At 68.9% G+C, this 25,198-nt stretch carries 26 protein-coding genes; 18 read left to right on the plus strand and 8 right to left on the minus strand.

Features of this window, described 5'->3' with window-relative positions; translation table 11 throughout:
• Positions 1 to 2: 2 nt before the first annotated feature.
• Positions 3 to 983 (minus strand): septum formation family protein, encoded by a 981-nt coding sequence (locus tag AVR91_RS22825; RefSeq protein ID WP_063275917.1) that lies wholly within the window; start codon positions 981 to 983, stop codon positions 3 to 5.
• A gap of 94 nt (positions 984 to 1,077) precedes the next feature.
• Here AVR91_RS22825 and AVR91_RS22830 point away from each other — a divergent pair, with 94 nt between their 5' ends.
• The 4 genes from AVR91_RS22830 to AVR91_RS22845 are packed head-to-tail and all read left to right on the plus strand — an operon-like array spanning position 1,078 to position 4,311.
• Positions 1,078 to 1,680, plus strand: a complete 603-nt coding sequence (locus tag AVR91_RS22830; protein WP_172843547.1) for a hypothetical protein — start codon at positions 1,078 to 1,080, stop codon at positions 1,678 to 1,680.
• Complete coding sequence (locus AVR91_RS22835) at positions 1,681 to 2,847, plus strand: glutathionylspermidine synthase family protein (protein WP_016330637.1); 1,167 nt, start codon at positions 1,681 to 1,683, stop codon at positions 2,845 to 2,847. It abuts the gene before it with no gap.
• Between the two features lie 50 nt (positions 2,848 to 2,897).
• Entirely contained in the window at positions 2,898 to 3,350 is a 453-nt protein-coding gene (locus tag AVR91_RS22840) for a DUF350 domain-containing protein (RefSeq protein WP_016330638.1), read from the plus strand.
• 55 nt (positions 3,351 to 3,405) lie between these two features.
• The gene (locus tag AVR91_RS22845; protein ID WP_063275918.1) at positions 3,406 to 4,311 is read left to right on the plus strand and encodes a haloalkane dehalogenase; all 906 of its coding nucleotides are present in this window, start codon (positions 3,406 to 3,408) and stop codon (positions 4,309 to 4,311) included.
• A 69-nt stretch (positions 4,312 to 4,380) separates the two neighbouring features.
• Here AVR91_RS22845 and AVR91_RS22850 read toward each other — a convergent pair whose 3' ends face one another.
• Complete coding sequence (locus tag AVR91_RS22850) at positions 4,381 to 5,664, minus strand: aspartate aminotransferase family protein (RefSeq protein ID WP_063275919.1); 1,284 nt, start codon at positions 5,662 to 5,664, stop codon at positions 4,381 to 4,383.
• Positions 5,665 to 5,797: 133 nt separating this feature from the next.
• On the opposite strand from AVR91_RS22850, the gene serS reads away from it, so the two are divergent.
• From serS to AVR91_RS22865, 3 genes are read left to right on the plus strand one after another with little or no spacing between them, the layout of a single operon-like run.
• The gene (serS, locus tag AVR91_RS22855; RefSeq protein ID WP_076857403.1) at positions 5,798 to 7,066 is read left to right on the plus strand and encodes a serine--tRNA ligase; all 1,269 of its coding nucleotides are present in this window, start codon (positions 5,798 to 5,800) and stop codon (positions 7,064 to 7,066) included.
• A 25-nt stretch (positions 7,067 to 7,091) separates the two neighbouring features.
• A complete protein-coding gene (locus AVR91_RS22860; RefSeq protein WP_063275920.1) occupies positions 7,092 to 8,102 on the plus strand; it encodes a DUF3558 family protein in 1,011 nt (336 codons plus the stop codon).
• A gap of 47 nt (positions 8,103 to 8,149) precedes the next feature.
• The gene (locus AVR91_RS22865; RefSeq protein WP_063275921.1) at positions 8,150 to 9,154 is read left to right on the plus strand and encodes a DUF3558 family protein; all 1,005 of its coding nucleotides are present in this window, start codon (positions 8,150 to 8,152) and stop codon (positions 9,152 to 9,154) included.
• Here AVR91_RS22865 and lhgO read toward each other — a convergent pair.
• Positions 9,151 to 10,335, minus strand: coding sequence for an L-2-hydroxyglutarate oxidase (gene lhgO / locus AVR91_RS22870; protein ID WP_063275922.1), 1,185 nt, complete (start codon positions 10,333 to 10,335; stop codon positions 9,151 to 9,153). The two genes, AVR91_RS22865 and lhgO, sit on opposite strands and share 4 nt — an antisense overlap.
• A gap of 80 nt (positions 10,336 to 10,415) precedes the next feature.
• Here lhgO and AVR91_RS22875 point away from each other — a divergent pair, with 80 nt between their 5' ends.
• The gene (locus AVR91_RS22875; RefSeq protein ID WP_063275923.1) at positions 10,416 to 11,012 is read left to right on the plus strand and encodes a TetR/AcrR family transcriptional regulator; all 597 of its coding nucleotides are present in this window, start codon (positions 10,416 to 10,418) and stop codon (positions 11,010 to 11,012) included.
• Complete coding sequence (locus AVR91_RS22880) at positions 11,009 to 11,497, plus strand: nuclear transport factor 2 family protein (protein WP_063275924.1); 489 nt, start codon at positions 11,009 to 11,011, stop codon at positions 11,495 to 11,497. Before AVR91_RS22875 ends, AVR91_RS22880 begins: the two co-directional genes overlap by 4 nt.
• 170 nt (positions 11,498 to 11,667) lie before the next feature.
• Here the strand turns inward: AVR91_RS22880 and AVR91_RS22885 are convergent, their stop codons facing one another.
• Together AVR91_RS22885 and AVR91_RS22890 are read right to left on the minus strand one after the other, a co-directional pair.
• The gene (locus tag AVR91_RS22885) at positions 11,668 to 13,200 is read right to left on the minus strand and encodes an MFS transporter (protein ID WP_063275925.1); all 1,533 of its coding nucleotides are present in this window, start codon (positions 13,198 to 13,200) and stop codon (positions 11,668 to 11,670) included.
• The gene (locus AVR91_RS22890; protein ID WP_063275926.1) at positions 13,197 to 14,294 is read right to left on the minus strand and encodes a C45 family peptidase; all 1,098 of its coding nucleotides are present in this window, start codon (positions 14,292 to 14,294) and stop codon (positions 13,197 to 13,199) included. Before AVR91_RS22890 ends, AVR91_RS22885 begins: the two co-directional genes overlap by 4 nt.
• A gap of 123 nt (positions 14,295 to 14,417) precedes the next feature.
• Between AVR91_RS22890 and AVR91_RS22895 the strand changes: the two genes are divergently transcribed.
• Together AVR91_RS22895 and AVR91_RS22900 are read left to right on the plus strand one after the other, a co-directional pair.
• The gene (locus AVR91_RS22895) at positions 14,418 to 14,636 is read left to right on the plus strand and encodes a hypothetical protein (RefSeq protein ID WP_063275927.1); all 219 of its coding nucleotides are present in this window, start codon (positions 14,418 to 14,420) and stop codon (positions 14,634 to 14,636) included.
• The gene (locus tag AVR91_RS22900; protein WP_063275928.1) at positions 14,633 to 15,319 is read left to right on the plus strand and encodes a hypothetical protein; all 687 of its coding nucleotides are present in this window, start codon (positions 14,633 to 14,635) and stop codon (positions 15,317 to 15,319) included. Before AVR91_RS22895 ends, AVR91_RS22900 begins: the two co-directional genes overlap by 4 nt.
• Here the strand turns inward: AVR91_RS22900 and AVR91_RS22905 are convergent.
• Positions 15,298 to 18,429: a BTAD domain-containing putative transcriptional regulator gene (locus AVR91_RS22905; protein ID WP_063275929.1), complete on the minus strand. Its 3,132-nt coding sequence runs from the start codon at positions 18,427 to 18,429 to the stop codon at positions 15,298 to 15,300. The two genes, AVR91_RS22900 and AVR91_RS22905, sit on opposite strands and share 22 nt — an antisense overlap.
• 104 nt (positions 18,430 to 18,533) lie before the next feature.
• Between AVR91_RS22905 and AVR91_RS22910 the strand changes: the two genes are divergently transcribed.
• The 4 genes from AVR91_RS22910 to AVR91_RS22925 are packed head-to-tail and all read left to right on the plus strand — an operon-like array spanning position 18,534 to position 22,437.
• Positions 18,534 to 19,664 (plus strand): DegT/DnrJ/EryC1/StrS family aminotransferase, encoded by a 1,131-nt coding sequence (locus AVR91_RS22910; protein ID WP_063275930.1) that lies wholly within the window; start codon positions 18,534 to 18,536, stop codon positions 19,662 to 19,664.
• Positions 19,665 to 19,671: 7 nt separating this feature from the next.
• Entirely contained in the window at positions 19,672 to 20,601 is a 930-nt protein-coding gene (locus tag AVR91_RS22915) for an NAD-dependent epimerase/dehydratase family protein (RefSeq protein WP_016330653.1), read from the plus strand.
• Positions 20,602 to 20,627: 26 nt separating this feature from the next.
• Positions 20,628 to 21,824: a glycosyltransferase family 4 protein gene (locus tag AVR91_RS22920; protein ID WP_038507471.1), complete on the plus strand. Its 1,197-nt coding sequence runs from the start codon at positions 20,628 to 20,630 to the stop codon at positions 21,822 to 21,824.
• The gene (locus tag AVR91_RS22925) at positions 21,811 to 22,437 is read left to right on the plus strand and encodes an acyltransferase (RefSeq protein ID WP_038507474.1); all 627 of its coding nucleotides are present in this window, start codon (positions 21,811 to 21,813) and stop codon (positions 22,435 to 22,437) included. The genes AVR91_RS22920 and AVR91_RS22925 overlap by 14 nt, the downstream gene beginning before the upstream one ends.
• On the opposite strand, the gene AVR91_RS22930 is transcribed toward AVR91_RS22925, so the two are convergent.
• Positions 22,438 to 22,854, minus strand: a complete 417-nt coding sequence (locus AVR91_RS22930; RefSeq protein WP_063275931.1) for a hypothetical protein — start codon at positions 22,852 to 22,854, stop codon at positions 22,438 to 22,440.
• Positions 22,855 to 22,867: 13 nt separating this feature from the next.
• On the opposite strand from AVR91_RS22930, the gene AVR91_RS42475 reads away from it, so the two are divergent.
• Complete coding sequence (locus AVR91_RS42475) at positions 22,868 to 23,056, plus strand: hypothetical protein (protein WP_063275932.1); 189 nt, start codon at positions 22,868 to 22,870, stop codon at positions 23,054 to 23,056.
• Positions 23,057 to 23,098: 42 nt separating this feature from the next.
• Here AVR91_RS42475 and AVR91_RS22935 read toward each other — a convergent pair whose 3' ends face one another.
• Positions 23,099 to 23,689: a hypothetical protein gene (locus AVR91_RS22935; RefSeq protein WP_063275933.1), complete on the minus strand. Its 591-nt coding sequence runs from the start codon at positions 23,687 to 23,689 to the stop codon at positions 23,099 to 23,101.
• 173 nt (positions 23,690 to 23,862) lie between these two features.
• On the opposite strand from AVR91_RS22935, the gene AVR91_RS22940 reads away from it, so the two are divergent.
• Together AVR91_RS22940 and AVR91_RS22945 are read left to right on the plus strand one after the other, a co-directional pair.
• A complete protein-coding gene (locus AVR91_RS22940; RefSeq protein WP_063275934.1) occupies positions 23,863 to 24,438 on the plus strand; it encodes a Uma2 family endonuclease in 576 nt (191 codons plus the stop codon).
• Between the two features lie 158 nt (positions 24,439 to 24,596).
• Positions 24,597 to 25,157, plus strand: coding sequence for a copper resistance CopC family protein (locus AVR91_RS22945; RefSeq protein ID WP_063275935.1), 561 nt, complete (start codon positions 24,597 to 24,599; stop codon positions 25,155 to 25,157).
• The last annotated feature ends 41 nt before the right edge of the window (positions 25,158 to 25,198 follow it).

A 25,198-nucleotide genomic window follows, 5' to 3' on the forward strand; every position in this document is an offset into this window, starting at 1 on the left:
GATCATCCTCCGGTCTTCGGCGGCGAGGAAGACGACGGCGGCGGGGACTCGCCGGTGCCGACCTTGACGCTCCCGGTGACCGGCGCCAGCCCCTTGTTGTCCGGCAGGACCGCCGCCACCTTGCAGTTCACCAGCGTCGACCCGGCGTCCCAGCTCTCCTGCTCGCGGACGTCCCAGCTGATGATGAGCTTCTTCGCCGCCAGGTCCGCGTTGCCGCTGTACTCCTGCGCGGCCGTCGAGCACTCGGTGTCCAGCCAGGTGTTCTGCTGCTCCTGCGACGGGTAGCCGTCCTTGAACTTCGTCTTGAGGTCGAGCGTCGCGAAGATCTCGTACGAATGCGCCTGCGCGCAGTCGATCGGGTCGCCGAAGCTGTTGTTGAGCAGCGCGAGGCAGGTGCCCGGCTCCCACACCGCGGACTGGTTCTGCTCCTTGGCAGGCCCCTTGGTCGGCTGCAGCTTGCCGCCCTGGCCCGCCCACTGCAGGCCGCACCGCAACTGCCGGTCGCCGTCGGCCCACTGCGCGGGCGTCGGCCGGAGCAGGTTCATGCTCAGCTTGCCGTAGGGATCGAGGTTGCGGCCGAGGTACGGCTTGACGTCGACAGTGCACTGCGACCGGGAGATCTCCTGCCACTGCTCCAGGTTCGGGCTCGGCACACCCGGCGGGTACTGGGCGCCGATGTCGACGATGCTGGTGACCTCGAACAGATGGGACTCCGCGCACGGCACGCGCCGCGCGTCGGTGGCGTCCGGGTTGTTCCAGGTCAGACAGGTGCCAGGGGGAGATTGGAACGCCTCGGCCGCGGCGGGCGACAGTTTGGGGGCGCCGCCGCCCGCACCGCCCTCCGGGCCCACGTTCCACGAAAACGCCACACTCAGCGAAAGCGCGATGATCGCGCCCACGAACACACCGGCCATGACGAGCCGGGTGCGCAGGGTGCTCAGCGCGTTTCGCGGATCACGGAACCGCTCGGCCTGTTGAGACATCCACTCCATGATGCCCGCGCCGCACGTAAGGTGCGCGTACCGGGTGGTTAGTGTTGGACACGAGTTCGGGCCGGCGGGCGATTACGGAGCTTCGATGACGCAGGATGACAACCAGGGGGCACAAGCGCCTCAGGAGCCGCCGAAGCGCGGCACCATGCGCTTCCAGGACAGCAGCACGCAGGCGCGGCAGCCGTCGCTGGCCGAGCAGCGGGCACGCCAGCAGGCGCTGGCGGAGCAGGAGCGCCAGGAGGCGCTCGCCGCCGAGGCCGCCCGCGCGGCCGAAAAGAAGTCTTCGACCAAGAAGAAGATCCTGATCGGTACCGGCGTGACCGTCGGCCTGGTCGGCCTGGTCGCGACGTTCTACACCGTCGCGAAGCCGGAGAACGTCACGGCCGTCTGCACCACCAAGGACGGCATCGTCGACCAGGACGACAACTGCGACGAGCGGTACGTGACGTCGCACGGCGGCTACCACTCCGGTGGCTTCTTCTTCATCCCGATTCCGGGCGGCGGCGGGTACAACAGCTACCGCTACAACTACGGCGGCACCGGGACCATCGGGCAGCGCGTGTCCGGCGGCTCGTACACCGCGCCGTCGGGCGCGAACATCAGCACGAAGTCGGGCAAGTCCGTCCAGCGCGGCGGGTTCGGCATCAGCGGCAAGAGCGGCGGCAGCGGCAAGAGCGGGGGCTCGTAGGTGTACCGGGATTCCAAGCCGCCCCGGCGGGACTGGCAGAACATCGTCGAAGAGCAGGGTCTGGTCTTCGGCACGCCCGCCCGTGACGGCTCCGGCAAGTCCCGGCCGTACTGGGACGAGTCGGTCCACTACGTCTTCGACATGGACGAGATCCTGTCGGTCGAGGCGGACGTCGAACTGCTGCACTCGATGTGCCTCGAAGCGGTCGACAACGTGATCACCACCGAGCAGTACCACCGCTTCGGCATCCCGGAGTGGGTCTGGCCGCATATCGCGGAGTCGTGGAAGCGGCAGGATCCGCACGTCTACGGCCGGTTCGACCTGCGCTACGACGGCAAGAGCCCGGCGAAGCTGCTCGAGTACAACGCCGACACCCCGACCTCGCTGCTCGAGGCCGCGGTGCTGCAGTGGCACTGGAAGACCGCGGTCTTCCCCGAAGACGACCAGTGGAACTCGATCCACGAGAAGCTCGTCGAGCGCTGGGGCGAACTCGCCGACAAGCTGCCGTCCAACGAACTGCACTTCACCTGGTCTTCGGCCGATCCGTCCGGTGAGGACCACGTGACGACGGCGTACCTGCAGGAGACCGCGGCCGAGGCCGGGCTCGACACCGTCGGCCTGTCGATCGAGGAGATCGGCTGGGATCCGGTGCTCAAGCGGTTCGTCGACCTCGAAGAGGCGCAGATGGCGACCGTGGTGAAGCTCTACCCGTGGGAATGGGTGGTCGACGAGGAGTTCGGCCGCTTCGCCGTGGAGACCATGCCGCGCACGCTGTGGGTCGAGCCGCTGTGGAAGATGATCCTCTCCAACAAGACGCTGCTCGCGATCCTGTGGGAGAACTACCCTGGGCATCCGAACCTGCTGCCCGCCTTCGCCGACGACCCCGGCCTGCTGACCGAGTACGTCCGCAAGCCGAAACTCGGCCGCGAGGGCGCGAACGTGCAGATCGTCGCCACCGGCTACGAGACGCAGACCGACGGGGTCTACGGCGCGGAAGGGTACGTCTACCAGGCGTTCGACCCGCTCCCGGAGTTCCAGGGTTACCGGCCCGCGCTCGGCGCGTGGATCGTCGGGGACCAGGCCGCCGGTCTCGGTATCCGCGAGACCGCGGGACTCGTCACGGACGACGGTGCGGCGTTCGTCCCGCACCGCATCATCGAGACGTGATAGAAGCAACCGCACAAACCTGACATTTCCTGACTTCCTGGAGAACCCCTGTGACCACCACCCTTGCGCTGTCCGACACGTTCGGCTCCGACCTCGTGCGAGGGATCGGCGCGATCCTGCTGTACGGCGTCGTCGGCCTGCTGATGATGTTCGCCGGGTTCTGGGCGATCGACTGGACCACGCCCGGCAAGCTGTCCCAGCTGGTCACCCGCGGCCTGCCGAACGCGGTCATCGTCACCGCGTCGGGCCTGCTGTCGATGGCGTTCATCATCGTCGTGGCGATCGCGAACTCCGCCAGCGACCTGACCGAGGGCCTCATCACCTCGCTGGTCTACGGCCTGCTCGGGATCATCGTGCAGGTGGCCGCCGTCCGGCTGCTGGAGTGGGCGACCCGGATCGACATCCGCTCGACCATCGAAAGCGAGAAGTTCGCCCCGGCCAGCGTCGTCGTGGCCTCCGCGCACCTGGCGCTCGGCCTCATCGTGGCCGTTGCCATCTCGTGACTTTCTGACGCACTGAAAACGGCATAGGCGCACGATTCCCACTAACGTGGGAGTCGTGCGCCTTTTGAGGACACCGGACGACCGGTTTTCGGACCTGCCCGATTTCGACTTCGAACCGCGCTACGCGGAACTCGTCGACCTTCACGGCGGCGTGATCAGAGTGGGCTACGTGGAGGCCGGACCCGAGGACGGACCGCCCGTTCTCCTGCTCCACGGCGAGCCGACCTGGTCCTACCTCTACCGCAAGGTCATCCCGGTGCTCGCCGACGCCGGGCTGCGCGCCATCGCGCCCGACCTGGTCGGCTTCGGCCGCTCCGACAAACCCGGCGACATGGTCGACCACACCTACCAGCGGCACGTCGAGTGGATGCGCGCGTTCGCCTTCGACGTGCTCGACCTGACCGACGTCACCCTGGTCGGCCAGGACTGGGGCGGCCTGATCGGCCTGCGGCTGGTCGCCGAAAACTCCGACCGGTTCGCCAGGGTCGTCGCGGCCAACACCGGCCTGCCCACCGGCGACACCGACATGCCCGAGCTCTGGCACAAGTTCCGCGACGCCATGGAGAACGCGCAGGTCATCGACGTCGGGCGGTTCGTCCAGTCGGGTTGTCAGACCAAGCTGCCCGACGAGGTCCGCGCCGCCTACGACGCGCCCTTCCCGAACGAGATGTACAAGGCCGCGCCGCGCGCGATGCCGTCGCTGGTGCCGATCACCCCGGAAGATCCGGCCTCGGCCGCCAACCGGGCCGCGCTCAAGGTGCTGTCCGAACTGGACAAGCCGTTCCTGGTCTCGTTCTCCGACGGCGACCCGATCACCGCGCCGTGGGGCCTCGAACTGCGGGGTGCGATGCGCGGCGCCCGCGAGCTGGAGCATCCGACGATCACCGGGGCCGGGCACTTCCTGCAGGAGGACGCCGGCGGGCGGTTGGGCGAGGTCATCGCCCGTTTTGTCCGCTCCTGATCCCCGTGGATGTCATGAACGACCCTTTCCTGACGGAAAACGTCAGGAAAGGGTCGTTCATGACACTTGTCAGGAGACGGCGGCCAGCGCGTCCACGATGATCCCGAGACCCTCCGCGGCCTCTTCGGCGGTCAGCGTCATCGGCGGCGCGATCCGCAGCACGTTGCCGTGCAGCCCGCCCTTGCCGATCAGCAGCCCCCTCGCCTTGGTCTCCTCCATCATCCGCGCCGCGGCGCCCGGGTTCGGCGTCATGCCGCCCGGCTCGACCAGCTCGACACCGATCATCAGGCCCTTGCCGCGCACGTCCCCGATCAGCGGGTTCCCGGCCGCGCGCAGGCCGTCGAGCAGTTCGTTGCCGCGGGCCAGCGCGTTGGCCTGCAGGTCGTGGTCGGCGATGTGGTCGAGCACCGCGGCCGCGCCCGCCATCGCGACCGGGTTGCCGCCGAAGGTCGAGATCGAGTTCGCGGTCAGGCAGTCGACGAGGTCGCCGCGCGCCACGAGACCGCCGATGGCGAGGCCGTTGCCGAGCCCCTTCGCGAAGGTCATCGCGTCGGGGACGACGTCGTGCGCCTGGATCCCCCAATAGTGTTCCCCGGTCCGTCCCCAGCCGGTCTGGACCTCGTCGGAGATGAACAGGATCCCGTACTGGTCGAGGACCTCCTTCATCGCCTTGAACAGGCCGTCCGGCGGTGAGCTGAAGCCGCCGACGCCCTGGATCGGTTCGGCGATCATGCAGGCGACGTCGCCCGAAGTGCCCGTCTCCAGGACGTCCACGAGGTCCGCGACGCACGCGTCGATGTACTCGGTGTCCGAAAGCTCGCGGAATGGGCTGCGGTACCGGTAGCCGCCGTGCACGTAGCTCACCTTCACCGGGCTGAGCGACGACGCCGACCAGCCGCGGTTGCCCGTGATGCCGACCGTCGCGAACGACCGCCCGTGGTACGAGTTCCGCATCGCCAGCACCTGGTTGCTGCGCCGGTACTGGGTGGCGAGCATGAGCGCGGTGTCGTTGGCTTCGGTCCCGGAGTTGGTGAAGAACACCTTCGCGTCGGGGATGCCGGAGAGTTTCGCGATGCGCTCGGCCAGTTCGACCTGCGAGCGGATCAGGTACAGCGTCGACGTGTGCAGGATCCCGGTGTCGAGCTGCTTGCGCACGGCGTCGCTGATCGCCGAGACGTCGTAGCCCATCGAGTTCGTCAGGATGCCCGCGAAGAAGTCGAGGTAGGTGCGCCCGGTCGAGTCGATGACCCGGCGGTCCTGCGCGTGCACGATCTCGATCGGCTCGTCGTAGTAGAGCGCCAGCCACGACGGCAGCACCGCCTTGTGCCGCGCCAGCAGGTCCGCATCGGTCATCGGGTTTCTCCGTCCGCAGCAGGGAGATCTCAGTATGGGGAGCGGCCGAAACGGGCGGCAACGATCAGACTGTCGGGTTATCCGCCCGGACCCGCACATTTTGTGCGACTCGCACGGACTACCCTCAGCACTCGTGATTGACCCCAGGACTCTGCGCGATGAACCGGACGTCGTGCGCGCTTCGCAGCGTGCCCGTGGCGAGGACGAAGGAGTGGTCGACAAGCTGCTCTCCCTCGACTCCCGCCGCCGGTCCTCCATCGCCGCCGCCGACAAGCTGCGCGCCGAGCAGAAGTCGCTGGGCAAGCTCATCCCGAAGGCGCAGGGTGACGAGCGGGCCGGGCTCCTCGCCAAGGCGAAGGAGCTCGCCGCCCAGGTCAAGACGGCCGAGGTCGAGCAGACCGAGGCGTCGGAGGAGTTCGAGCAGTTGCACCGCCTGGTGCCGAACCTCGTCCACCCCGACGCGCCCGAAGGCGGCGAGGACGACTACGTCGTGCTCAAGCACGTCGGCGAGCCGAAGAAGTTCGACTTCGAGCCGAAGGACCACCTCGAACTCTGCGAGGGCCTCGGCGCGCTCGACATGGAACGCGGCGCGAAGGTCTCGGGCTCGCGGTTCTACTTCCTCACCGGCGTCGGCGCCCAGCTCCAGCTCGGCCTGCTGAACATGGCGATCGCGCAGGCGACCGCGAACGGCTTCACCCCGATGATCACGCCGACCCTGGTGCGGCCGGAGATCATGGCGGGTACCGGGTTCCTCGGCGCGCACTCGTCGGAGGTCTACCGGCTGCGCGACGACGACCTGTACCTCGTCGGCACCTCCGAGGTCCCGCTCGCCGGCTACCACGCCGACGAGATCCTCGACCTCGGCAAGGGCGCGAAGCGCTACGCGGGCTGGTCTTCCTGCTACCGCCGCGAGGCCGGTTCGTACGGCAAGGACACCCGCGGCATCATCCGCGTGCACCAGTTCGACAAGGTCGAGATGTTCGTCTACACGCGTCCCGAGGACGCCGAGACCGAGCACGCGCGCCTGCTGGACTGGGAAGAGCAGATGCTCGCCAAGATCGAGGTCCCGTACCGGGTGATCGACACCGCCACCGGTGACCTCGGCACGTCGGCGTACCGGAAGTTCGACTGCGAGGCCTGGGTGCCGTCGCAGGGGACCTACCGCGAGCTGACCTCGACGTCGAACTGCACGACGTTCCAGGCCCGCCGCCTCGGCATCCGCTACCGCGACGACGACGGCCGCCCGCAGACCGTCGCCACGCTGAACGGCACGCTCGCCACCACCAGGTGGATCGTCGCGATCCTGGAGAACCACCAGCTCGAAGACGGTTCGGTCCGGGTGCCGGAGGCGCTTCGTCCCTTCCTCGGCGGAACCGAGGTGCTCACGCCGGCATCGAAGTAGGGTCCGCACCGAGGAGGGGACCCGAATGAACCGCCGTCGCAAGTCGATCACCGCGTTGTCCGCGGCGGTCCTCCTGCTCGGCGGATGTTCCGAGACGATCTCGGGTACGGCGTCGCCGGTGCCCGGCCAGGGGCCGGTGCTCACCAAGGCGGCGCCGTGCTCGTTGCTCGCCCCCGAACACGCCGACGCGCTGGCGCTCAAGCTGCCGGGTGTCGAGACCAAGGGCGACAAGGCGCGGAAGCTCCCGCCGATGTGCCTGCTGTCCGAACGCGACGATTCGCCGCGCGGCGTGTCCCTGTCGATCACGCAAAGCGCCGACATCCCGCTGAACGACTTCTACGCGGGCGCCCTGCCGGGTGAGAAGTTCGGCATCGGCGGCTTCACCTGGACGCGCTACGCGTCCCCGCTCGGCCCGACGGCCTGCTCGCTGAGCACCGAACTCGGGCCGTCCTCGTTCGTCGAGCTCGGCAGCGAGACCCAGGCGGGCGCGCCCGAGGCGACGGCCTGCGATCTCGCGCTCGCCGCGGCCCCCGCGATCGCGTCGAGGCTGCCCGGCGGCGAGCCGAACCCGAAGATCGTCGCGCCGCCAGGGCAGAAGAAGCCCGAGCCTTCCGGGCCGTTGCTGCAGGTCGACCCGTGCACGCTGCTGAAGCCCGACGAAGCCGCGAAGCTGGCCATCGCGCCGGGCACGCCGGTGGATCCGGCCAATCTGGCCAACCCCGAGGACAAGGGCTGCGAGTGGAAGGACTCCGACGGCGACAAGGGACAGCGTCCGCTGAACGTGACGCTCTTCCTCGCGACGGCCGTCGCCGACGTCGCCGGGCTCCAGGGCACCCCCGAGGAGACCGACCTCGGAGGTCGCAAGTGGACGGTCCGGTCCGACACCGCCACGAAGTACTGCACGGCCGCGCTGCCGATCAGCGCGACGTCGACCGTGAAGGTCTCCAGTGGCCACTGGGACGACGAGACGAAAGCCTGTGACCTGCTGCGGGCCGCGCTGCCGACGGTGAGCGCCGCGCTGCCCGCCGGTTCGTGAAATGCGGCCGCGCACAAGTAATGTGCGAGCCGATGAGGAGGGAACGCATGCGGTTTCGGAACTCGCTCGCGATCGGGCTGGCGGTGCTGACGCTCGGCGGCTGCACGTCGACGGTCGCCGGTACGGCTTCGCCGGTGCCCGGACAGGGACCCGTCATCACGAAGGCCGAACCGTGCGGCCTCCTCTCGGAGGAGCACGCGAAAGCACTGGGAGTCACCTATCCCGGAGCGGAGCGCCCGGCCAAACCCGAACAGAAGGTCCCCGCGGTCTGCCGGTTCCGCGAGCCGGAGGACGTGCGCAAGGCGTCGAACCTCGAGGTCGCGCTGAGCAAGGACCTGTCCCTGAACGAGTACATGAACGGTGCCCAGCCGGGCGAGAAGTTCGGCATCGGCGGCTTCACCTGGACGCGCTACGCGACCATCCTCGGGCCGACCTACTGCTCGCTGAGCACGGAGATCACGCCGGACTCGTTCGTGGAGATCGCCAGCGAGAGCCCCGACCACACCGAGGCCAACGCGTGCGACCTCGCCAAGGCGGCGGCCCCCGCGATCGCGTCGAAGCTGCCGGGTGGGGAGCAGAACCCGCAGATCACCGCCCCGCCGGGGCAGAAGCCCGCCGAGCCGGGCGGGCCGCTCGTGAGCACCGACCCGTGCGCCATGCTCAAGCCCGAGCAGACCGCCCAGTTGCGGCTCGCCCCCACCGGCGAGCCGATGAAGTCCAGCGTCGACCCGAACCAGTTCGGCTGCGAGTGGGCCGACACCGACGGCGAAAAGGGCGAGAAGGCACTCGACCTGTGGTTCTACACGACGAAGCCGATGGACGAGACTCCGACGCTGATCTCGCAGGGCCAACCGCAGGATTTCGACTCGGGCGACCGCAAATGGAAGCTCTACACCGAATCGGGCAGCAAACTGTGCGCGGCGGGTATCGCGATCACCCCGACGTCGACGGTGGCGATCATCGCGGGCAACCTCGACGACCCCGCGAAGGCGTGCGAAGTGATCAAGGCCGCCGTCCCGCTGCTCAACGCGAACCTGCCGCCGTCGTCCTAGCCGGTCACCTCGTCGGCGATGTGCTTCGCGATCTCCAGCGCGCTCGTCGCCGCCGGTGAGGGCGCGTTGAGGACGTGCACCTGGTTCCGCGCGGTCTCGATCAGGAAGTCGTCGACGAGTGAGCCGTCCGGGCGCAGCGCCTGTGCCCGGACACCGGAGCCGTGCCGCACGATGTCGTCCTCGGTGACGGCGGGCACGAGCCGCGCGAGGCTTTCGGCGAAACGGCGGCGGGAGAACGACCGGCGGACCTCGTCGAGCCCGGTCGGGTACGCGTACTTGCGCGCGAGCCGCCAGACGCCGGGGAAGCGGGCGACTTCGGCGAGGTCCTTCGCGGAGATGTCGCGCCAGGTGTAGCCCTCGCGCCGCAGCGCGAGCACGGCGTTGGGGCCGGCGTGCACGCTGCCGTCGAGCATGCGGGTCAGGTGCACGCCGAGGAACGGCAGCGACGCGTCGGGGACCGGGTAGATCAGGCCCCGCACCAGATGGCGGCGTTCGGGCTTCAGTTCGTAGTACTCGCCGCGGAACGGCACGATCCGCGCGCCCGGGGTGAGCCCGGCGAGCCGGGCGATCCGGTCCGCGTGCAGGCCCGCGCAGTTGACGAGGGCGTCCGCGTGGATCACGTCGTCGCCGGTCGCCACCTCGACACCGCCGGTGCGGCCGGGGCGGATGCCCAGCGCGGGCGTGCCGAGCCGCAGGTCGGCGTCGGACTCGTCGAGCAGCCGTACCAGCGCGGTGCAAACCGCGGGGAAGTCGATGATGCCGGTGGACTCCACGCGCAACGCGGCGACGCACGAGACCTCGGGCTCGTACTCGCGGGCCTCGCTCGGGGTGATCAGCTTGGCCGGGACCCCGTTGGCCTCCGCGCGTTCGGCGAGCACCTTGAGCGCCGGAAGCTCGGCTTCGCCGGTGGCGACGACCAGTTTGCCGCAGACCTCGACCGGCACCCCGTACTGCCTCGCGAAGTCCACAATGGACCGGTTGCCCGCGGTGGACATCCTGGCTTTGAAGGAACCCGGCTTGTAGTAGAGCCCGGCGTGCACGACGTTCGAGTTGTGCCCGGTCTGGTGGGCCGCCCAGCGGTCCTCCTTCTCGAGCACCGTGACGTCCAGACCTCGTTTGGTCAGCTCCCAGGCGGTGGCGAGACCGACGATCCCGCCTCCGATGACTACTACTGTGCGCACGATCGACCAGGTTACCCGGAGCGCTACCTGACAGACGTCAGGTTAGCTGATACCGTACCTGACAAATGTCAGGTAAGCGGTTGAGCAGGGAAGAGCGCCGGGAGCGGATCCTGGCCGCGGCGGCGCGGGTGTTCGCCGCGTCCGGATACGACGCGGCGGGGATGCGCGAGGTCGCGACGGCGGCGGGGATCAGCACGCCGGTGCTCTACGACCATTTCCCGTCCAAGGCGGCGCTGTACGCCGGCCTGCTTGAGTCCGAAGTGGACAGTCTGCTGGCCGGCTGGGCGGAGCTGCCGCCGTCGGACACAGCCGAGGAACAGCTGCACGCCAGGGTGGCGGCGATCTTCGCCTGGATGGAGGCGAACGAACGCGGCTGGCGGATGATCTTCGCCGAGACGCCGTCCGACGAGGGCGTCGCCGAAGTGCACCGGCGCGGCCAGGCCAGGTCGACCGCACAGCTGACCGAGGTGTTCGCCCAGGTCCCCGGCCTGGCGCTGACCGCGGACCTGCCGCGCGACCGCGCGAACGAAGCGCTCGCCGAAGCGGCGAAGAGCGCGCTGAACGCCATCGCCACCTGGTGGTGGGACAACCGCGACATCCCGCGGGAGCAAGTCGTCGCGCTCACGACGGATCTGTTGTGGCGCGGGCTGGGGAACCTGATCCAGGAGGACCGATGAGCATCGAAACCACCGAGCGGTACCGCCGCGCCCTCGAGACCCGGGACGTGGATCTCGCGCTGAGCCTCTTCGCGCCGGACGCCGTGGTGCGTTCGCCGCTGACCAGCCGGGTCCGGTTCAGCGGCCACGCGGAACTCAAGCCGCTGCTGGAAGTCGCCTACGCGCATCTGCGCGACGTCCGGTTCCACACCGACACCGGGGACGGCGAGACACGCGTCGTCGTCTACACCGCGCACATCCGCGGCGAGGAGATCGAAGAGGCGGCGGTGCTGAAACTCGGCGAAGACGGGCTGATCACCGAAGTGACGCTGTTCGTGCGGCCGTTGCCCGGGCTCGTCGCGCTGATGGACGCCTTCGGCCCGGACATCGCGCGCCGCAACGGCCGCACCTTCGCGGCGCGGTTGCTCGCGGTGGCCGCGAAACCCTTGCTGGCCATGGTGCGGTCGGGTGACCGGCGCGCCGTCCCGCTGGCCGGGCCCCGCTGACGGACGCTTTCCGGCTCCCACGCGACGGTCTTGGCTACCTACCGGGCCCGGCCACGGCCGACGTTGCGAAAGCCACTTTCGCAACCTTCAACGTTGCGAAAGTGGCTTTCGCAACCCATGAACGACCCTTTCCTGACGAAAAACGTCAGGAAAGGGTCGTTCATGACATTTCACGCGGCCACAGGGACCGGAGCAGGTTCCTCTTCCGGGTCTTCGAGGACCTTCGGCACCCCGCGTAACGTGAACAGGGCGCTCACCGCCAGCACCGCCATCAACCCCGCCGAGCACAGCATCGTCACCTGCAACCCGTCGACGAACGCCAGTTTCGCGTTGGCCAGCACCAAAGCGCCCTGTTCGGGTGGCAGCTGGGCCGCGACCTGGACGGCGCCGCCGAGGGTGTCCGAGATCGCCTCCGGCGGCACACCCGGCGGGACGACGAGTTCGCTCCGGTACAGCGCGCCGAGCGCACTGCCGAGGACGGCGATCCCCAGCGCCCCACCGAGTTCGGTCGCCGTCTCGGAGATCGCCGACGCCGCGCCCGCCCTGGCCTTCGGTACGACACCGAGCACCGTGTCCGTCGCGACGGTGAGGATCAGCGCCAGCCCCACGCCGAAGACGATCATCGCCGCCAGCAGATCCGTGTAGACGATCGTCACGCCGATCCCCGAGTACAACGCGAACCCGGCCGCCGACAGCGCGCAGCCCAGCCCGATGGTGACCGCGCGGCCGAAGAGCTTGATCCCGAACGGCGCGAGCACGCCGCCGAGGATCGCGCCGCCCATGCCGGGCAGCCCGGCGAGCCCGGATTTCAGCGGCGACCAGCCCGCCACCAGCTGCAGGTACTGCGCGAACATCAGCGAGACCGCGAGCTGCGCGAACATCGCCACGATGGTGGTGCCGACGGTCGCCGAAAACGCCCGCCGCGCGAACAGCTTCAGGTCCATCAGCGGTTCGGCCAGCCGCGGCTGCCGCAGGACGAACGCCAGCAGGCAGCCGAGCCCGAGCACCGCGGCGACCGCGACATCCCAGTGTTCCCAGCCTTTGTACGCGACTTCCTTGATCGTGTAGACGATCCCGACCATGCCGACGATCGACAACAGCACGCTGAGGACGTCGATCCGGCCCGGGACGGGGTTCTTCGATTCGGGCAGGATCAGCGCGCCCGCGATCACCATGATCACCACCACCGGCACGTTGACCAGGAACACCGAACCCCACCAGAAATGGTCGAGCAGGAAACCGCCGACGAGCGGCCCCATGCCGAAACCGAGGATCGTCAGCCCGCTCGAAATCCCGATCACGGCCGCGCGTTCCTTGCCGGTGAACACGTTCCGCACGATCGACAGGGTCGACGGCATCAGCGTCGCGGCGGCGACCCCGAGCAGCGCGCGGGCGGCGATCAGGAGCTCCGCCGTCGGCGCGTACGCCGTGATCACCGAAGCGACCCCGAACAGCGACGCCCCGATGAGCAGCAGCTTCTTCCGGCCGACGCGGTCGCCGATGTTCCCCATCGTGATCAGCAGCCCGGCGAGCGCGAAGCCGTACGCGTCGGCGATCCACAGCAGTTCCGTGGTCGACGGGTGCATCTGCTCCGAAAGCGACGGCAGCACCAGATGCAGCACCGTCAGGTCGATCGCGATCAGCAGCTGCGCGAGCACGCAGACCGCGACCGTGCCGATCTTGCGGGCCTTGCCGATGGTCACCGCGACACCCCGAAGGTGAGTTCGGGCGAGTTCCGCGCGGTGCCGTTCTCACCGTCACCGAGGTAGAACCGCGTGCTCATGGTGCGGGCCGCCGGGTCGAGGACACTGCGCCACAACGTCCGCCACGGCGCGCCGGGCTCGACCGCGAACGACACCGCGTCGAGCGCGGCGCGCGGCCCGGCGTCCGCCTCCTTGGTGACGGTGCGCAGCCGCTCGTAGGTGCGCATGGTCTCCGGCGTGTCCTCCGGCAGCGCGTCGACGTCCGGGTGCCGGTGCAGCAGGTGGTTCGTGACGCACAGCGGCCCGTCGGCGACCTCGACGAAATACTCGATGTCGTCCGCCCCGCGCTCGTAGACGAAGCCGCGGCCCGAAGCGTCGGCGACGATGTAGTGACAAGGCGCGCCGTGCGCGTACTGCTTGGCGAGCATCAGCGCCTCCTTGGCCTCGTCGACGTTTTCACAGGTGTCCAGCAGATACCGGCACACCTGCAGCACCGACAGGCCCGCTTGCGGCCCCGGATCGTTCTCCAGCGGAGCGGCCGTCTCGACGTCGGCCATCAGCAACGCGACCACCATCCCGGCCTCGTTGACCCCTTCCGTCGCACCGTCCATCGTGGCCATCGTCAGCGCGGTCGAGGCGATGCCGTCGTCCGGGATCGTCGTCAGGACGTAGGGCCGCGACGCCATCGGCACGGTGCCGTCGTCGACGGGTTCCTTGCCGGCCAGCACCGCACCCAGCTGGGTCCAGCTCATGGTGAAGAAGTCGTAGTTCCGGCCGAGCGTGCTCCCCGTCCACAGCGCCGAACACCCCGATCCGGCGGGCAGCGCGCTCGCGTCGTCCAAGGAGACCGCCGCGTCGGCCGGGAGCCCGTAGGCCTCGGCGAACCCGGCCAGGCGTCCCGCGTACTGGGGCCAGTTCCGGGTGAACCAGGTGCGCCGCGCCCTGGCGACGATGGGGTCGAGCGGCGACGGCGACCAGTCCGAGCGCGCCTTCACTTCGGCGCCGAGCGCCCGGCCGATCTCGGCCTGGGAGCCGCGCAACGTCAGATGCCGCACGGCGAGGAAGTCTTCGGGAGATCCAGCTGCGTAAGTCATGTCCGGAGGGTCTCCGCGACCGCTGACCGTCCACGCACCGAACGCTGTCAGCGCTTGTCATCGGAATGTCATGTGCCCCGCGCGAAAGTGATCCCACCAAGGCAACGACAAGCGAGGGAAACCATGCTCAGCAACAAGGTGTACATCATCGGCGGGGCCGTCATCAGCGTCCTGTTCGTCGCGCTCGCGCTGGCCGAGTTCTCCACCGGCTACCCGGAGGACGGCCTGCAGGACCTGCTCTACGCCGTCGTCAGCGCCGGTGCCGGCGCCCTGCTGTACGTCCTCGACCGTCGCCAGCGTGAACGTCGTGCGGCTGCGGAAGCACAGCGTGATGCCCGATGAGGAACATCGACGGCGGCTTCCTCGGCGCACCCGACCAGGCCTCGCTCCAGCGCCGCGAACAGGACGTGCGCAAGGGAAAGCTCGCGCTGATGCTGGCCGTCGTGGGCGGCTTCGTCGCACTGATCGCCGGCTACAACGTCTTCGCGGACTTCTCGCCGGTTTCCCTGGTGGTGACGATGCTCGGGCTGGCCGCCGCGGTCGGGGGCGGGGTGCTCACCAAACACCTGACCCGCAACGTGCGGTTCCGGGTGCACAAACCGAACGCGGGCCTGGTCGGCGCCGCGAAGCTGACCGGGCTCCTGGTGGCCTTCCTGGGGATCGCCGCCCTGCTCGGTGCGATCGAGGCGCCCGGTGCGCTGCGCGTCGTTCTGATCGCCGGCGGCGTCGGCACCATCGCCTACGTGAAGTCGCTGCACGACCAGCAGTGGGTGCTCTTCGAACTGGACGCGGTGGGCGTCCGGATCGAGCGGACCGTCGTGCCATGGCGTGACGTCGCCCGGCTCACCATCGACCCGGTCGGCCCCGGGATGACCCGGCTCGGCGCCGTCCCGAACAACGCGGCACCGCTGTACGTCGCGGTCCAGGACAGCGAGCTCGACCAGCGTCAGCTAGCCGGCGCCGTCGGCCGCTTCGCGCCACAGGGGATCCAGCTGGCAGGCGGTCAGAGTTTCCCGGTCAATTGAGCGGCACCGCGTACGCCGAGCCCTCGGCGATAGGCCCGGTCGAAATCGTCCCCGAGCCGCTCCCGCACGGTCGTCCTGAGCAGGGCGGCGTCCAGATCGACGGCGAACGAGGTGCCCCGGATGGTCACCGCCGCCCCGATCAGGACAGCCGCCCGCTCGGCGTCGCCCCGCAGCAGCGCGACCCCGGCGAGGCCTTCGACGGCACAGGCCATGGTGATGCTGTCGTGCCAGCGGTCCGCCGACACCAGCGCCAGCCGGTGCAGCTCCTCGGCCCCGTCGGCGTCGCCCTCGGCGGCCAGCACCCAGCCGAGGGAGATCTTCGCGCCGGCACGCACCCCTTCGGCCGCGAACGAACCACCGGAACACTCCGCGAGCGCGCGTTCGCTCAACGCGCGGGCCGCCGCCAGATCGCCCTCGTGCCGGGCGAGGAACGACAGCCCGACGTATCCGGCCGCCCGGCTTTCGGGCATCCCGGCCCGGCGCGCGATCTCGATGGCGAGTTCGAGATCCGCCCGCGCGCCCGCCGCGTCGCCGTGGAGCAGTTTGCTGCCGCCGCGACGGCACAGCAGATCCGCGTTGTCGTCGGACGCGCCGAGCTCCCGCATCAGCCGCAGGGCCTCGTTCATCGTTTCGAGGGCTTCGGCCTGCCGGTTCGTCCAGATCAGGATCTGTGACAGATGGTCGAGGGCCATGGAAAGGCCCCAGCGTTCCCCGATCGAGCGGAACGCCTGCGCCCCTTCACGCAGGAATTCCTCCGCCGTGTCGAGATCGCCCTGCATCATCGCGCGGAGACCGTAGCCGGTCGGCGCGAGGGCGAGACTCCAGGCATCGCTGTTCGCCAGCAGCGCCTGGCTGCGTTCGATCAGCGCGTCGTCGTCACCGGGCGGTCCGCTCACGGTACCCAGCAACAGCAGCAGTGCCGGGTTCCGGGGCGCCTTGACGAGGCTCAGCATGAGACCTTCCACCAGCGGCAAATGCCGGTCGAGCGCCTCGTGGCCCCGCAGACCCGCGGCGGCGGTGAGCACGCAGAGCTGGTGTTCCTCTTCGAGACCTTCCGGCGGCCGCTCTCCGAGCTGTTTGACCACTTCCAAGCACAGCGTCGAGCCCTCGAACCGGCGACCGCGCATCCACCAGTACGTCACCAGCGAAGCCGAAAGCCGGAGCGCGATCCGCGGGTCGGATTCGGCGGCCCAGCGCAACGCGGCGAGGAGATCGTCGTAGGCCGCGTCGAGACGGTCGAGCCAGCGCAGCTGGTCGCCGGTGCGCAGCATCGGATCCGCTTCCTCGGCGAGGGCGAGGAAATGCTCGGCGTGCCTGCGCCGCAATTGCTCGGTTTCGCCCGCTTCGGTGAGTTTCCCGGCGAAGAAGGCCCGGATCGTTTCGAGCATCCGATACCGGTCGCCGCCGCGTTCGACGAGTGATCTGTCCACAAGGGACGGAAGCAGCTCCGCGGTGTCCGCCACGGCGCAGACCGCTTCGGCGTCGGCCAGTGTCGTGCCGCCCGCGAAGACCGTCAGCCGCCTGCCCAGCAGACGCTCGTCCTCGTCGAGCAGGTCCCAGCTCCACTCGACGACGCCGCGCAGGGTGCGATGCCTGCTCTCGGCGGCCCGGCTGCCCCGCGAGAGCAGTCCGAACCGGTCGTCCAGCCTGGCCGCGATCTCGCCGATCGGCAGCGTCCGCACGCGCGCGGCGGCGAGTTCGATGGCCAGCGGCAACCCGTCCAGCGCGGCGCAGACCCGCTGGACGTCGCCCGAGGTGGTGTCGTCCACGGCGAAGCCCGGGTCGCCGGCCCGCGCGCGGTCGGCGAACAGCCGGACGGCGGCGAAGTCCAGCGACCGGGCGGGCGGCGTGCCCGGCGGCGGCACGGCGAGCCTCGGCACGGGGGAGACGACCTCGCCGGTGATACCCAGCGGTTCGCGGCTGGTGGCGAGCATCCGCAGAGCCGGGGCCGCGCCGAGCAGCCGGGCGGCCAGCTTCGCGGCGGCCTCGACCAGATGCTCGCAGTTGTCGAGCACCAGCAGCACCGCCCGATCGGCCAGCGCGTCGATCAGCCGGTCCAGCGGCGCGTTCTCCACCGGCGCGGTGACCGCGCCGAGCGGGACCGTCCGCAGGCCGAGCGCGGTCAGCACGGCGTGGGCGACGTCCGAGTCCTCGGTGTACGGCGCGAGTTCGACGAAGACCGCCGGGAGATCCATCGCGGCGGCGGTCTCGATGGCCAGCCGGGTCTTGCCCGTCCCGCCGGGACCGGTCAGCGTCACGAGCCGCGAGCGGTCCAGCTGCCCGAGCACGTGCCGGAGGTCGCCTTCGCGGCCGATGAAGCTGGTGAGCTGGGCGGGAAGCGGTGCGGTCTTGATGGGCGCTGTCTTGACCGGCGGCGTTTCACCCCGCAACACGGCCAGATGCGCGGCGGCGAGCTCCGGTCCGGGGTCGGCGCCGAGCTCGTCTGCCAGGACCCGGCGGGCGTCCTCGAACGCGGTCAGCGCGTCCGCCTGACGGTCGGCGGAGTGCAGGGCTCGGATCAGCAGCGCACGGGGCCGTTCCCGCAGTGGCTGCTCGTCGATGACCTCGCGAAGCTCGGCGAGAACGTCTTCGTGTCTCCCGAGCTTGAGAGCGGCCTCGACACGGTCTTCGATCGCCGACGTCTTCAGCTCGTTCAACCGCGTGACCTGCGGATCACGGAACGGCGCGTCGGTGATGTCCGCGAACGCCGGACCGCGCCAGAGACCGAGAGCGTCACGAAGCAGCTCGGCCGCCTTCATGGCGTCTCCCGCCGCGAGAGCGCGCCGTCCTTCGGCGGCGAGCCGCTCGAACCGGTGGACGTCGACGTCGTCGGGGTCCACGACGAGGCGGTAACCCGCCGGGCTGAACTCGACGGGCGCGAGCTCCTTCAGCGCGCCACGCAGCCGCGAGACCTGCGATTGCAGCGCGTTCGCCACCCCGTCCGGCGGCTGCTCGCCGTAGAGGCCGTTGATGAGCCGTTCCGCGGGGACGACCCGGCCAGCCTCCAGCGCGAGCAACGCGAACAGCGTCCGGACCCTCGGGCCGCCGACCGGGACGGTGGTGCCGTCGTCGCGGCGCACCTCCGTCGCCCCCAGAACGCCGAATCGCATGAGTCAAAGACTAGGGCGTCGTTTACCTGGGCGGATCCAGCCCGCCCGAGATCGGCCGAATGGCGTCTATACACTTCGCCGGGTCCCCACGCAATGGGAGAGGTATGTCTGAGCACGAACCCGTGGTCCTCGGTCAGCCGACCGTCGGCGACGAAGAGCTCGCCGCGGTGGCGGAGGTGTTCCGGTCCGGCTGGCTGGCCGGTGCCGGTCCCGCCTGCCGCCGTTTCGAGGAACGCTTCGCGAAGACCGTCGGCACCGCGCACGCCCTGACCACCAGCAACTGTGGCTCGGCACTCTTCCTCGGGCTGCGTGTGCTCGGCGTGAAGCCGGGCGACGAGGTCATCGTCGGCGACTACACGTTCCCCGCCACCGGCCACGCCGTGCTCCAGGCCGGTGCGACCCCGGTGTTCGCGGACATCCGCCCGGACGTGTGGAGCGCCGACCCGGCGTCGATCGAAGCGCTGATCACGCCGCGCACGGTCGGCATCCTGGCCGTCGACGTCGCCGGGCAGCCCGGTGACTTCGACGAGTACCGCGCCATCGCCGACAAGCACGGCCTGTGGCTGTTCGAGGACGCCGCCTGCGCCGCGGGCGCGACGTACAAGACCCGCCCGGCCGGCAGCCTCGCCGACCTCGCCGCGTTCTCCTTCCACGGCCGCAAGGGCATCACCGCGGGCGAAGGCGGCGCGCTGGTCTCGGACCGCGAAGACCTCATCGCGCACGCGCGCAAGCTGCACACCTACGGCATCGAGCCCGCCATCACCCGTGAGGGTTCCGGCGCGTTGCCGATCCCGGAGTTCCACGAGCTGGGCTACAACTTCCGGCTCTCGGACGTGCAGGCCGCGATCATGAACGTCCAGCTGGACCGCCTCCCGGACCTGCTCTCGGCCCGCCGTTCGGTGGCCAAGCGCTACCACGAGGCGTTCGAGAACCTGCCCGGTCTCGACGTCCCGGTGGAGCTGCCGGACCGCGAGCACCCGTGGCAGGCCTACATCCTCACCGTGGCCCCGGAGATCGACCGCGACGCGCTCGCGCTGCGGATCCGCGAGCAGGGTGTGCAGTGCAACTTCGGCACCTACGCCTCGCACCTCCAGCCCATCTACGGCAAGAAGCAGACCTTGCCGGTATCGGCGGACCTCTTCGCCCGTCACCTCGCCATCCCGATGCACGCCAACCTCACCGATGCCCAGGTCGACCGGGTCATCGGGACCGTCAGCGCCGCACTGCCGAGCTAGGAGAGAAATGCCCGACAAGAAGGTCCTCTTCACCGGGGGCGGCGGTTTCATCGCCGCGCACGTCATCCCGATGCTGATCGAAGGCGGCTACACCGTCCGCGTCTTCGACAACATGACGCGCGGCGACCGCGCCCGGATCAACGAGTTCGTCGCCACCGGCAAGGTCGAACTGGTCGAGAAGGACGTGCGCTACGGCGGCGCCGTGCGCGAGGCCATGCGCGGCTGCACGCACGTCATCCATTTCGCCACCGTGTCGATCAACAAGTCGGTCGCGGATCCGCACGAGTCCATCGACATCAACATGGTCGGCAACCACAACGTCTTCGCCGCCGCGGCGGACGAGGGTGTCGAGCGGCTCGTGTTCGCCTCGACCGCGTCCGTCTACGGCGACCCGAAGCGGCTGCCGATGCACGAGGACGACGAGCTCAAGCCGCTCACGCCGTACTGCATCTCGAAGCGCGCGGGCGAGGACATGCTCGGCTTCTACGAGCGCACCAAGGGCCTGTCCTGGAACGCGCTGCGGTTCTTCAACGTGTACGGCCCCGGCCAGAAGATCGAGGCCTACTACACGTCGGTGATCAACCACTTCATCCAGCGCCTGCGCGCCGGCCAGCCGCCGATCATCGACGGCCGCGGCGACCAGTCGATGGACTTCGTGCACGTCACCGACCTGGCCCGCGCCGTCGTCGCCGCGCTCGAATCGGAGCAGGCCAACGTGCCGATCAACATCGGCACCGGCATCGACACCTCCATCGCGACGCTGGCGAAGATCCTCATCGACGCCGTCGGCGTGAACGTCGAGCCGCTGTTCAACGAGCGCGACGTGCTGGTTTCGCGGCGTGCCGCCGACATCACCCGTGCCCGCGAGATCCTCGGCTGGGAGCCGAAGATCTCGGTGGAAGAAGGCATGTACGAACTGGTGAAGGCTTCCGAGTGACCGCCGGGCCAGGGGAGAGCCGCCCCATGCGTATCGCCGTGGTGAACAACTTCTTCCCGCCGAGGGTGGGCGGAAGCGCGCACATGGCGGCTTCCCTGGCCGAGCAGTACGCGGCGCGCGGGCACGAGGTGCTCGCGATCACCGCCGCGTACGCCGACGCCCCGGCCGACGAGACGAAGGACGGCTACCGCGTCGTCCGCCTGCCCGCGGTGAAGATGCCGCAGCTGGGCCTGTCGATCGACTTCGACATGAGCTTCGCCTCGCTGCGGCCGGGGAACTGGCGACGGCTGCGGAAGCTGCTGGACGAGTTCAAACCGGACGCGATCCACCTGCACGGGCAGTTCTTCGACCTGTCGTGGCTGGCCGGACGGTACGCGCGGCGGCACAAGCTGCCGATGCTGCTGACCATCCACACGCTGCTGATCAGCGACAACAAGCTGTACGGCGGCGTCTTCCGGTTCCTGGACACCGTGCTGGTGAACCCGATCCTGCGCTACCTCAAGCCGCGGTACGTCATCCTCGACAAGCTCGGCGTCGACTACTGCGTCGAGCGCTACGGCACGAGCGACGCGAACTCGGACTACTTCCCGATCGCCGTCGACACCGGGAATTTCGAGAAGCCGTTGACGAAGGATGTCCGGGCGGAGCATGGACTCGGCGACGGTCCGGTGATCGTCTCGCTCGGGCACGTGATCCCCCTGCGCAACCGGCTGCCGCTGGTCGAGGCCCTTCCGTCCATTTTGGACAAGCACCCCGGCGTGAAGGTGGTCGTCGTCGGCCGCGTCTATCACGACGTCTTCCTCAAGCGGGCGGAAGAACTCGGGGTCGCGGACGCCATCATCGTCACCGGCGCCGTGCCGAAGGCGGACGTGCCCGCGTACTTCGCCGCCGCCGACATCGTCACGCACGACCTCAACGGCGGCTGCGGCACCGCGTCGCTTGAGGCGATGCTTTCGGGCACCGCGACCATCGCTTCGGTCACCGAGGACAACTACCCGGGCATCGAACTGCGCAACGGCGAGAACATCCTGCTGGTGCGACCGGACGACAGCGAGGCGGTGGCGAACACCGTCATCGAACTGCTCGACGATCCGGAGAAGCGGGCTTTGGTGGCACAGCGGGAAAGCGCGATGGTGCGGGCCAACTTCGGCCTCGACGTCGTCGCCGAAGAACACCTGCGTACCTTCGAGAAACTGGTGACCGAGGCCGATGTTCTTCGATGACGAGCGCAGCAACCGGCTGCGCCCGCAGATCCTGACCGAACTCGTTTCGCAGTACATGAACGACGCCGAGCGTGCTCGTTTCTACGGGCTGCCGGAGTCGACAAGGGTCCGCGAACGCGTCAAGATCATCAGCCCGGAGAACCTGAAGATCGGCGAACACTGCTGGATCGGCGAAGGCGCGGCGCTCGACGCGAGCGGCGGGCTGGAGATCGGCGAGCACACCAGCATCGGCCTGAACACGCTGATCTTCACGCATTCCAGCTGGCTCGCGAACATGACGCTGCAGAACCACTCCGGCAGCGACCTCATCGAACGCAAACCCGTGAAGATCGGCAAAGGCTGCTTCATCGGCGGCCTCGTGGTGATCATGGCCGGGGTCACGATCGGCGATTTCGCCACCGTGCAGCCGAATTCCGTGGTCGCCAAGGACGTCCCGCCGCGCAGCCTGGTGGCGGGCAACCCGGCGCGCGTCTTCCAGAAGTACGACGACGAGTACATCCAGTCCGAAGTGGAGCGTGTGCGCGCCGAAAACGCGCGACGGCGGGCGCTGGCCGAGGAACGCGGGGACGCCGCCGGTTCTTGGGGCGCACCGGCGGGCGACTTCACGGAATAGCTAGAGCCGGTCGGCCATCAGCTTCGCCAGTGACGCGTAGACGTCGGTTCTGGTCTCGTACAGGTACAGCGTCGCGACCCGGGTTTCGCCATGGCTACGCTTCCCCGCGGTCACCAGGATGTTGAGGTCCGGCCCGTCGGTGGGGATCCCGCACCACAAGGCCTGCTCGCCGATACCGGGAAGCTGGGTGACCGGTTGCTTGCATTCCTTCGCGAGCTTGTCGATCGTGGCGCGAGGCGGCTGATTTCCGGGGATCGCCGCGACGAAGAGTTCGGCCGAACGCGCGTACTTTCCCTTGGGGTCGTCGAAGGCGCACCGATAGGCCTTGCCGGCACCGACCCGTTCGGGCTCGCCTTCGTTGGCGACCAGATCGTCTGATTTCCCGATCACTTGAAGGAACTCGGTCGGGCTCAGCACGGGGCACGCCGCGGTGATCTTGGCGAGGGGCGTCGGTGGTGGCGTGGTGCTGGGTGCCGTGCTGACGGCCGGTTTGCTCGATGACGACGGTGGTGCCGTCGAGGTCGGCGTCGGCCCGGTCGCGGCGCCACTGGAGCAGGCCGCGACGGCGAACAACAGGCATGTGGTGGTGAGGATTCCCCTCGATCTGTGCACGCGGTGAACGTATCCGAGGTAATGGGCGATCAGCCAGGCGATTTCCGGGTCAGAGCCGTTCCGCGAGCAGCTTCGCGATCGCTTCGTAAACGTCCGCGCGGTTCTTCGCGAGATCGACGAGGGCGAGCCGGACCTGTCCGTTGCTGCGCTTGCCGACGACCACGATCGCCCTCGTGAAGTCCTTGCCTTGCTCGCAATGGGCTGTCTTGTCCCCCACGCCGCCGACGGTCGTGATCGGCTCGCGGCAGAACGCCTTCATCGTGTTGTCCACCGCCGCGACACTTTCCGCGCCGATCTCCGGCGCCACGGTGATGTGCAGCCGCGGCGCGCCGTCGGGCGACTGATGGATGTCCTCGTAGAGGCAGCTGTACCGCTTCTCGGTGCCTTCCACGTCCGCCGGCTGTTCCTGCGCCCGGATCTCGGCCGACGTGCCGATGATCTGCGCGAGTTCACCGACGGCGATGAACGGGCAAGCGTCGGTGACCGTGGCGGGCGATACGGGGATCGGCGTCGTGGGCGTGGCGGCCTTGAATGAGGAGGTCGGAGTCGTTTGCGAGCGGATCGGGATCTCGATCTCGATGGAACAGGCCGTGGCGAGGAAGAGCAGGCCGACGGTCAGGAACCCCCAGGTTCTTCTCATGTTTCGAAATCTAGCTGAGCAGCGGAAATGGTGGGATCACGATCGGATTTCCCGGCACAGGAGTTGTTGCCGGGCAACTCCTCACCGTAATGATTCGCTACTTTCCGTGGTGCTACGTTCGTCGGGAAACCGTGGGAAGATGGTCTGGTGATCACCGGCGAAGGAGGAGTTCGATGAGTGTCGTGCAATGGCCTCACCGCCTCCTGACGCTCGACGACTGGGCCGCGTTGCCGGAAGACCCGGAACACCGCGCAGAAGTCGTCGAAGGAGTGCTGGTCGTGGCCCCCCGGCCGATGTCGTTCCATCAGCTCGCGGTCACTCGCCTGGGCTACCTGCTCAACGAACAGCTGCCTGAAGCACTCATGGCTCTTTCGGAAGCCGAGTTCATCGTTTCGGAACTCCCGTTGACGATTCGAGTCCCGGACGTTCTCGTCGCGGCGACTGAGCTCGTGGAACGAAACCCGGCACGGTACGCGGCTCAAGACGTGCGCCTGGTCATCGAGGTGCTGTCCGAAGGCACCGTCCGCACCGACCGGGTCACCAAGTTCTCCGAATACGCCGAAGTCGGCATCGGGCACTACTGGATCGTCGACCTCGAAGAACCGGCGAGCATGACCACCTACCGCCTGATCGACGGCGAGTACGAGAACTTCGGCGAGCACATCGGCAAGGTGAGCTTCGACTTCGACGGCACCCCGCTCACCCTCGACCTCGACGCGCTGACCACCCGCCACGCGCAATGCCCCTGAATGTCATGAACGACCCTTTCCTGACGAAAAACGTCAGGAAAGGGTCGTTCATGACATTCGACCAAGCACCGGCGCCCCTGATCACGACCGGGAACCACCACCCCGCTCGACCCGACTACTAGGCTCACCGGGGGAGTTCCCGGTGAGAAGGGTGTCAGATGAGGTTCAAGCGGTTCGGTGCGTCGTTGCTGGTCACCGGGTTGGCCCTGCTGGGCACCGCGTCCCCGGCGCTGGCCCACTCGGAGCTGAAGAGCAGTGACCCGGCGAGGGGTGCTTCGCTGGCGACGCCTCCGACGCAGATCAAGCTGACCTTCTCGGGCCCGGTCACCCTCGCCGACGACAACCCGATCCAGATCACCGGCCCGGAGAACGCGTCGTGGACGGTCGGCCGCGCGGAGGTCGCCGGAGCGGTCGTCACGGCGCCGGTCCAGGCCGTCGGCCCCGCGGGCGAGTACACGCTCCGCTACAAGGTCACCTTCGAGGACACGCACGCCGCGAGCGGCTCGGTGAAGTTCAACCTCAGCGCGCCGGCACCGAGCCCGACGAGTCAGGCCCCGACGAGCAGCCAGGCCCCGGCCGGTAGTGCGGCCCCGGCACCCCAGGCAGGCGAGACGACTCCCGAGGCTTTGGTGCCCGCCTGGGTGTGGATCGTCCTGGCGGTGGCCGTGGTCGTGGCGGGGATCGTCGTCGCGCTCCGCTTCACTCGCCGGAAGGACTAAGCAACCTTTCCGGTGGTCAACCGTCGAACGGAGATGAGGAC

The organism is Amycolatopsis keratiniphila subsp. keratiniphila, from assembly GCF_001620365.2.
GTDB lineage: Bacteria > Actinomycetota > Actinomycetes > Mycobacteriales > Pseudonocardiaceae > Amycolatopsis > Amycolatopsis keratiniphila.